This is a genomic window from Bowmanella yangjiangensis, assembly GCF_017255015.1.
In the GTDB taxonomy this organism is placed as follows: domain Bacteria; phylum Pseudomonadota; class Gammaproteobacteria; order Enterobacterales; family Alteromonadaceae; genus Bowmanella; species Bowmanella yangjiangensis.
Window position 1 is genome coordinate 1 of sequence record NZ_JAFKCS010000589.1, and the last position, 453, is coordinate 453.

General features: G+C 66.0%; 1 pseudogene. It reads right to left on the reverse strand.

The features are described 5' to 3' along the window. Window positions 1-271 (reverse strand): annotated as a pseudogene (locus tag J0A65_RS25800) (hypothetical protein); the annotation flags it as partial. Between the last annotated feature and the right edge of the window lie 182 nt (window positions 272-453).

The following is a 453-nucleotide window of genomic DNA, read 5'->3' on the forward strand; positions in this document are numbered from 1 at the left end:
CCTGGTAGGCGCTGCAATCGAAACGCACCAGTACATCGCCCTTGGCGAAGGCCTCGCCGTCGGCGAACGGCATCTCGACGATGCGCCCCGGCAATTCGCTGGAGAGCACGGCCTGGTCGCGTGCCCGCAGTACGCCGCGTACCTGGCGTTCGGCGCCCGTGGGTTCGGCACGCTCGAGGGCGTCGAGCAACGGGTCCTGCGCCTGCAACAGCGGGCTGAGGGTCAGAACCAGCAGGCCGACGGGGAACAGGCGACTGGAGCGGAGGGGCATGGCATACGTCCTTGCATGAAGTCGTCGCAGTCTAAGACAGAAGTGCAGTGAAGCAAATTGAGCGCGGCGTGAGTCGAACTGGTGCGTGCGCAGGGGGCTGGTGCGTGCCAGGCTCCGTTGTGGTGCGTACATTCGGCGGCAGACGCGGTGGGCAGCGACGCACGGTCTGTGGCATAAGTCTT